Below are 8215 nucleotides of genomic sequence, written 5' to 3'. Positions count from 1 at the left end.
AGCTTGGAGTGAGTGATAAAATCGGAAGTAACGCCCAATTTTAAAAGAGAGTTTCCCTTTAAAAATCCCAACTTAGTAGATTTACGAAAGTGAGATTCATTTCCTGTTCTTTGATTGTAACTGGCTACTTAGTTGATGATAGGTGGTGCGTTAGTAACGCACCCTACGTTTTACTTAGTAGATTTACAAAAGTGAGATGCACCCTATTTAATTCTCAGGAAAAAGCCTGTATAATGACAGCTATAGTCCGATTCTGATCGCAGGATTATCCCTATGGCTAAATCCAAAAAACACAATCTGCAATGGATCAAAGAAACCCTCGACTTAAATCCAGATCATAACTGGAAATCTAGTCCGGGTAACAGTATTTTTGTAGCTGGTCGCGGTGCAGTTCGCTTTGAAGTTCCTCAAGATTGGCATTTTGAACCCGATGATAATTCCTTTCGTTTTTTGGATAGAAAACCCCCCAATGATGATTGTCGTTTAGAGGTTTCCTATAATTTACTTCCCCCCGGAGATTGGAAAGAATTGCCCCTGAAAGGAATGGTCAAAAAGTTAGCTCGTGAAGATAGCCGCAATCCTCACGAAATCGGCGAAGTTATCCAAGAAAAACGTCAAACAGCGCGCATTGTTTGGGGGCAAATTCAATTCATCGACCCCCAAGAAAATCGGCCAGCTTATTCGCGCATTGCCGTGGGTATTGGTTCTGGAGTTCAATGTTTAATTACTATGGATTATTGGGTCGATGATGCTCCCAAATTCACCCCCGTCTGGGATACGGTTATCTCCTCCCTGGTGTTAGGTTTATACATTCGCGATCCCCGCAGCGGTTTAGCTTTCCCCGACTAAAGGTAATAGCAATTTTGCAGGAAAATTTCCTTGACAAAAAACCTTAATTGTGATAGTAGAAAAATCGATCGCCCGACTTGCGTGGGGATGGCTGCCAGTCCCCGCGTTGACGGGATGTGCGGGAAAGCAAGAAGCACTGAGACTCAAACGCAAGCTATAACCTTGAGGAATAGTGATAAAAGTGGCTTGCATGGAAATATTTAGGGGTGATTCGGGATTATTTACCCGTTTATAACCCTGAGTGATATTAAAAACTCGACCATCGGGGGTAACTTGAGAAACCACCGCACAGATATCGAAACTAACCGCGTCTGCTTGACAATAACAATCCAGACGGGGACTACCCAAAATCGTTAAATCTTTCTCTAGGGGGGGAGAAGTGTAGGTAATCACATCACTGCGACAGTCTAGCATGGTGCGGTCGAATACTCCCCCCGGTAGGGCGCTATGACCTCCTAAAGATGGGACCGGTCGCCAAGGATCGTGAACGATGGTATCCTCGATCGCAGGTTCTAACAAAATCGCGCTTAATTTCCCCTCATCCTCGCGCAGATTGGCTAAACCCTGACTAGCAAGATAATAAATTTGCTGATTTTCTCTAGGAAACTTTTCCAGATATTGCCACTGATTAGACCCCATTTGAAATAGATACATAGGAGGATTTTTTAATAACTCCGTTTCCTGACCTTTTAAGAAATAATCAAACCATTGCAGCTGCATTTTATCCACGGGACTAATTGCCTGTTGACCATAATCTATCTCTCCTACTTTTCTCCCCCACGGTAGATGAGTCCAAGCACCAATAATTAGCTGTTGGGGATAGATAGAACGCGCTTGCATTTCTTGGTATAAACTCAAAGTTCCCCGGAGATGAGGATCGAACCAACCTCCGATATGTAACATCGGTAAATCGATATTTTTTAAAAGGTTTTGCGGTGATAAATTTTGCCAATAGTCATCGGGAAGATAACGAGTAATCCAATCGTGATAAAAAGAATCGGCGGCTAAATCTTGCAGAATTTGGGGAGAGGCAGCAATAGGATCAAAAAGGGGTAAATTTCGGGAAGCTACCCAGAGTTTTTGATAAGCTGTTTCGTCCCCTTTTAATCTAGCTGTTTCTGCGGCTAATTGTATTGCCCAAGCGAGATTATATTGTAAATTAAATGCTTCATTTTCATAGCCCCAATCTCGATATAAATCGTGAGCGATCATCCCTGGGCAAATAGTTTTTAAAGCACCGTGACCATTGGCAGCCGAATATAATTGGGTCATTCCCTGATAGGAAAAACCATACATTCCCACCACACCCGTATTATTAGGAATAGTTAAAACCCATTCAATGGTTTCTAATCCGTCGCTAATTTCATGGGCAAATAAATTAAAATTTCCCGTCGAGTTTCCCCGTCCCTGGACATCCTGAATTACTACAATATAACCCTGACGTGCATACCAACTAGGATGGGCATAAACCACCGTAGAAGCGATCGCTTTTCCGTAGGGTTGTCGCATTAGTAAAATGGGAAAAGATTCCCTACTATCGGGACGATAAATATCGGCAGCTAAACTAATTCCATCTTTGGTGATCAAACTAGCCGTTTCTTTTTTTATGGGGTAGGGATTAAACATTATTATCTCTTTCAGATCAAAAATACTGTCAGGTGGCTCAATCGAGAAAACTTGACAGAGACCAGTAAAGCTTAACTAAATGTTACAATAAAGGCGGACTGTCTCAACTGCCTAGGACTGGAGAAAAATCAGCGATGCTACGACTAGAGAGAATTAGTAAGATTTACCCGACGGGAGAAGTGTTAAAAGATGTCACTTGGGAAGTAAAAACTGGCGATCGCATCGGATTGGTGGGAGTCAATGGGGCCGGAAAATCCACCCAACTGAAGATTATTATGGGGGAAGTGGAACCCACCGCTGGGGAGATCATCCGTCCTACCAGTCTCCATATCGGCTATCTTACCCAAGAATTTGAAGTGGATCCCCGTCGGACGGTACGCGAGGAATTTTGGACGGTGTTTCAAGAAGCGAATCAAGTCCACCATCAACTAATAGAAATTCCCCAGCGCATGGAAAAAGCTGATCCCGAAGAATTAGATCGCTTAATTCATCAATTGGATCGCTTACAAAGACAATTTGAAGGGTTAGATGGTTACGGATTAGAAGCCCGCATCGAGAAAATTTTACCAGAAATGGGCTTTACTATTGATGACGGCGATCGCTTGGTAAGTTCCTTTAGTGGTGGTTGGCAAATGCGGATGAGTTTAGGCAAAATTCTCCTGCAAACTCCCGATATTTTACTCCTCGATGAACCGACTAACCATTTAGACTTGGAAACCATTGAATGGTTAGAAAAATTCCTCAAGGATTTAACCACTCCCATGGTCATAGTGTCCCACGACCGGGAATTTCTTGATCGCCTCTGTACCAAAATTGTCGAAACTGAAAGGGGAGTTTCTACCACTTATTTAGGTAATTATTCTGCCTACCTACAGCAAAAATACGAACAACAATCCGCTCAGTTAAGTGCCTACGAACGTCAACAAAAAGAACTAGAAAAACAGCAAGCTTTCGTCGATCGGTTCCGGGCCAGTGCCACCCGCAGTACCCAAGCAAAAAGCCGGGAAAAACAATTAGAAAAAGTGGAAAAAATTGAAGCACCAATCGCCGATGTGCGTACCTTAAAATTCCAGTTTCCTCCAGCAGTGCGTAGTGGTCGAGAAGTGGTAACGATTAAAAATCTTGTTCACATTTACGATGATAAAATTCTCTTTTTGGGAGCAAATCTGGAAATAGAAAGGGGCGATCGAGTGGCGTTTTTAGGCCCGAATGGTGCGGGAAAATCGACGCTTTTACGCTTAATTGTTGGGTTAGAAGCTCCCACAGAAGGCTCGATCGAAATCGGTAAACACAACGTTATTCCTAGTTATTTTGAGCAGAACCAAGCGGAAGCTTTAGACCTAACTAAAACTGTTTTAGATACCATTCATGATGAAGTTCCCGATTGGAAAGATGTGGAAGTTCGCGGTCTTTTAGGGCGATTTTTATTCAGTGGGGAAACGGTATTAAAAAAAGTAGAATCCTTGAGTGGTGGCGAAAAAGCGCGTCTTGCTTTAGCCAAAATGTTACTTGCTCCCGCTAACTTATTAATTCTCGATGAACCCACTAATCACCTCGATATTCCCGCCAAGGAAATGTTAGAATCGGCTTTAAAAGTTTATGAAGGCACGGTTTTAATTGTTTCCCATGATCGTTATTTTATCTCCCAGGTAGCTAACAAAATTGTCGAGATTCGGGATGGTGAATTAATTGTCTATGCGGGAGATTATCACTATTATCTAGAAAAACTAGACGAAGAAAAACAAAAAGCTGAACAAAAACGCATTGAAGCCGAAAAAGCGGCCAAAGCTGCCGCTAAACGCGCTAAACAAAAGGCCAAAAAAGGTTAGAATGTAAAGTATCACCCTATCCACGATTATCTATCAATTAATTAATCTTATGGCAACTATAAAAGTAGGCGATCGAGTTCCCGATTTTTCTCTCCCTTCCCAAACAGGGACAACGGTTAATATCAGGGATTTAATCGGTAAAAAATCCCTAGTAATTTATTTTTATCCCAAAGATGATACTCCGGGTTGTACCGCAGAATCCTGCGCTTTCCGCGATAGTTACGAAGTCTTTACCGACGCGGGTGCGGAAGTTATTGGGATTAGTGCCGATAGTCCTCAATCTCATCAACAATTTGCCCAAAAATATAGTCTTCCCTTCACCCTTTTAAGTGATAGCGATAACCGAGTGCGGAAATTATTCGGTGTTCCCGCTACCTTATTCGTCCTCCCTGGACGAGTTACCTATATCATTGATAAAGAGGGAATCGTCAGACATATTTTTGATTCTATGTTAGATTTTAAAGCTCACGTTACCGAATCTTTGAACACGATTAAATCTTTTTAGGTTGATGATTATGCAAGAAATTAAGACACCTATCCCCTAATGAGGCTGGTTCTGACTTAAAAATAACCTTAATGGTGTGTTAATTTTGGCTAACACACCCTCAGTCTGCTTTAGTTATTGGCAAAAATGACGGCTGGAAACAGAAGGCTAACATAGGCAAAGCTAACAGCCAAAAGTTTGTTGCTATTCCTTATAACCGTCTAATTGAAATGTTAACTTATACTAAATCCGTTGAGTAGTGGTTTCAAGTTACAACATCCTAAGAAAAGCATTCCCAAATCCGTTCAGCTATGGGATAGAGAGGTGCGTAGTTCAGCCAAGGAAATTAATCTCTCGAAGTAAAAGTGAAGGGAATTTCTCAAATGGAATTCAGTCTGTTTATAATTGACTATACTTTTACTAACTATATAGTAAAGACTTTCAGGGTGTTTTGCTTGACCACTCCAATGGACTGGCTATAGGAACGATAAAAGTTTAACTTTCTTGGCACGATGCTAAATAACAAACTACAACTTCTGTTAACCAGGGTAGGCACATGGGCTGTTGGCGGCCTGCTCGGCGGTTTGATCGGCTCTCTGGCCGCGGTACTGCTGACCCAGGCGATCAAGCAAACCCTCGATAGGGCCTCTGGACTGGATAGCGTTTGGCGACTGCTGCTGCCTGTGGTGGGCGTTACCTTAGCAGTGCTAGTCCTGTTTGGACTGGGTAGGGGGCAACCCGTGCAGACCTTAGCTCCCCGGGAGGCCACTGCCTCTGGCCGCTGGGGTTCTCTCATGGACTGGTACTCCTTCCCCCATGACATTGCTCGCGCCGATCTGACCGGTGACGTGATCAACGCATCTGGCGCGGAAGAGCGCTTCCCCTGGAATCTAGCACCGTTGCGCGCCCTGGCCATCCTCTCCACCGTTGGACTGGGTGCGCCCATGGGAACAGAATCACCGGCGGCTCATATTGGCGTGGCCACGGGAACCTGGTTGGGTAGCATAAATCCAGCCCTGCGTCAACTGGTGCGGCCCCTGGCCATCGGTGGCGGTGCGGCAAGTGTTTCTGCTCTGATGGGAATCCCGCTGGTGGGCAGCTTCTTTATGTTTGAGTTGAGTCAGCGACGCCAGGTTCCGCTCACCCCGGAGCGGGCAGCGGCGATGTTAGCAGGGGGACTGGTGGGATGGAGAGTCAACGTTGCCTTTAAGCTGCAACTGATCCGGCTAGTCGTGCCGCAGGTTGCCCCGACTGACTTCTGGGATGCGGTGGGTGCCACTTTGTTGATCGGAGCGATCGCTGGCACGATTACAGCCCTCACCGGTGAGGCGATCTACTGGGCCAGAGGCTTGCGGGACAGGCCCGGCACTCGTCTCCTGATCGGTGGCCTGGTGATGCTATTCTTGGCGATCGTGATCGGACAGGTGGCGACTCCAGCAGCGGCTTTTGGACCGGGGGGGGCCGCTATCCTCTGGGCCGAAAACACTGAAACAACTCCTTACCATCTGTTAGCGGTAGCTCTGCTCCGGGCCGCCGCCACCACCGCTGCCGTTTTAGCCGGGGGCTGTGGTGGCGTGTTTGTCCCTTTTCTGGCGATCGGCGACCTCAGTGGCCGGGTGTTCGCAACCACCTTTGAGATTTCGGGGGATCTGGCGGGTGCGGCAGGGGCAGCGGCCGGCATTGCCGGCGGCTATCGCCTACCTCTGACCGCCATGGCCATGGTGCTGGGGGTGGGTGGACCGGGGGCTGCCCAGTTAACCTGCCTTGCCACAGTAGTGGTCGCCGCCCTTTCGGGATTGGTGGCCGCACGGGCAGCCAATCAACTCTCCAGTTCCCTCCGCGCAATGTTCCGCTAGAAGCCGCCGTCAAGGGAGTGAAATCAAATTTGCAATCCCATTGAATTTGACCCCCTATTATGGGAACTAACCCCCAAAAGCCTTGCTACAGGGCAAATTTAGAATTGCTGCTTTAAACCCAACTTGTCGTAAAGTGAAATAGGACTGACCAGTGCCACCGATTTTGATTAGCAAACTCCCATGATTCATCAACCCCCGGCGGGGACAAGGGATTTATTACCCCTAGAAGTTACCCAAAAAGGCTGGATTAACGATCGCCTTCAGTCTGTCTTTCAGCGTTGGGGCTATCAAAGGATTGTCACCTCCACCATTGAATGGCTCGATACCCTCACCGCAGGCGGTGCGATCGATCCCAGCACCGTGCTCCAACTGCACGGGAATAGTCAAGGACTATCGGGATTACGCCCTGAATTAACCGCTTCCATTGCCCGCAGTGCCGTCTCCCGCATGAGTGGGGAGTCCTATCCCCAACGTCTCTGTTATCGGGCCAACGTTTTTCGTCGCCCTAGCGCCGGTTATCACGGTCGTCAAGTGGAATTCTATCAAGCGGGGGTAGAACTGCTCTTTTCCGGCGGTTTACTAGCTGACGCCGAGATTTTACTGCTCTTGGCTGACTGTTTCGATGGTTTGGCCGTCCCTAACTGGCAGATTATTCTAGGAGAAGCGGGTTTGACTCGTTCCCTACTTTCCCCTTTTCCCGGTCCTTTGCGGGAACAGGTGAAACGCTGTTTAGCCCTCCTTGACTACGTTAGCCTCGAAAATCTTCCCTATCCCAACGAAACCCTCCGGCAGCAAGCCCGACAATTATTCCAGCTGCGCGGTAATCCTCACGATGTTCTCGCACAAGTGGCAGTATTGGCCCAGGAAGAATCAGCCCAAAAAGCCGTTAATAACCTTAAATCCCTAGTAGAGCTGCTTAATGCCGATCGCTCTGAACCCTTTCCCCTAATTCTCGATTTAAGTCTGATTCAAACCTTTGATTACTACACCGGCATCGTTTTTAAAGCGGTTAGTGATCACCAGCAAAATCTCAGTATTTTAGGCCAGGGCGGACGCTATGATCAATTATTGGGCGTTTTTCATCCCCAGGGTCAATCGGCTCCTGGTATCGGTTTTTCCCTGAATATCGAAGAACTGCACGAAAGTTTATTATCAGGGCAGACTTTACCCACCCAGGCTCCTCCCCTCGACTGGTTGCTTATACCTTTGGGTAATAACGCCCAGATAGCGACTTTTAGTAAAGCTCGTTCCCTTCGCACCAGTGATCCGAATCTGAGGGTGGCGATCGATTTAGGAGGTCGCAGCGAGGCAGAAATTCGCACCTATGCCCGCGATCGAATGATTAAAAATCTCGCCTGGGTGCAGGAAGATGGTTCCGTGAGCGAAGAATCTCTCTAAAAGGGGTCAAAAGCGTCGAAAATACTGCCTTCTGCCCGCTGCTATAGGACTCTATCTAGGGGGTTGCGGCAAAGAGTACGGGCGAAGCATTCGGGCAATAACCTATCGGTGAAACCGTAGATTGTTTACCCGAATGGTTCGCCCCTACAGGACGCGGGCCGATGAAGACGCAA

Annotated in this window: 6 protein-coding genes and 1 pseudogene; 6 read left to right on the top strand and 1 reads right to left on the bottom strand. The window is 46.8% G+C overall.

Annotated features, from left to right (window positions below; all coding sequences use genetic code 11):
* Positions 1 to 273: 273 nt before the first annotated feature.
* Complete coding sequence (locus IQ242_RS10720; protein ID WP_193959956.1) at positions 274 to 849, top strand: hypothetical protein; 576 nt, start codon at positions 274 to 276, stop codon at positions 847 to 849.
* On the opposite strand, the gene IQ242_RS10715 is transcribed toward IQ242_RS10720, so the two are convergent.
* On the bottom strand, positions 832 to 2475 hold the full coding sequence (locus tag IQ242_RS10715; RefSeq protein WP_185237017.1) for a CocE/NonD family hydrolase: 1644 nt from the start codon (positions 2473 to 2475) through the stop codon (positions 832 to 834). The two genes, IQ242_RS10720 and IQ242_RS10715, sit on opposite strands and share 18 nt — an antisense overlap.
* A gap of 134 nt (positions 2476 to 2609) precedes the next feature.
* Here IQ242_RS10715 and IQ242_RS10710 point away from each other — a divergent pair, with 134 nt between their 5' ends.
* From IQ242_RS10710 to IQ242_RS10695, 5 genes and pseudogenes are all read left to right on the top strand, one after another.
* Positions 2610 to 4304, top strand: coding sequence for an ABC-F family ATP-binding cassette domain-containing protein (locus tag IQ242_RS10710; protein ID WP_193959955.1), 1695 nt, complete (start codon positions 2610 to 2612; stop codon positions 4302 to 4304).
* 49 nt (positions 4305 to 4353) lie between these two features.
* The gene (locus IQ242_RS10705; protein WP_193959954.1) at positions 4354 to 4809 is read left to right on the top strand and encodes a peroxiredoxin; all 456 of its coding nucleotides are present in this window, start codon (positions 4354 to 4356) and stop codon (positions 4807 to 4809) included.
* Positions 4810 to 4913: 104 nt separating this feature from the next.
* A pseudogene (locus IQ242_RS27085) lies at positions 4914 to 5197 on the top strand (hypothetical protein); the annotation flags it as partial.
* Positions 5198 to 5300: 103 nt separating this feature from the next.
* Positions 5301 to 6644, top strand: a complete 1344-nt coding sequence (locus tag IQ242_RS10700) for a chloride channel protein (protein WP_193959953.1) — start codon at positions 5301 to 5303, stop codon at positions 6642 to 6644.
* Between the two features lie 180 nt (positions 6645 to 6824).
* Positions 6825 to 8042: an ATP phosphoribosyltransferase regulatory subunit gene (locus tag IQ242_RS10695; protein ID WP_193959952.1), complete on the top strand. Its 1218-nt coding sequence runs from the start codon at positions 6825 to 6827 to the stop codon at positions 8040 to 8042.
* Positions 8043 to 8215: the final 173 nt, after the last annotated feature.

Source organism: Microcystis sp. LEGE 08355, assembly GCF_015207185.1.
GTDB lineage: Bacteria > Cyanobacteriota > Cyanobacteriia > Cyanobacteriales > Microcystaceae > Microcystis > Microcystis panniformis.
Note: the sequence above shows the minus strand (reverse complement) of the source record. Positions and strands in the feature narration are given on the sequence as shown.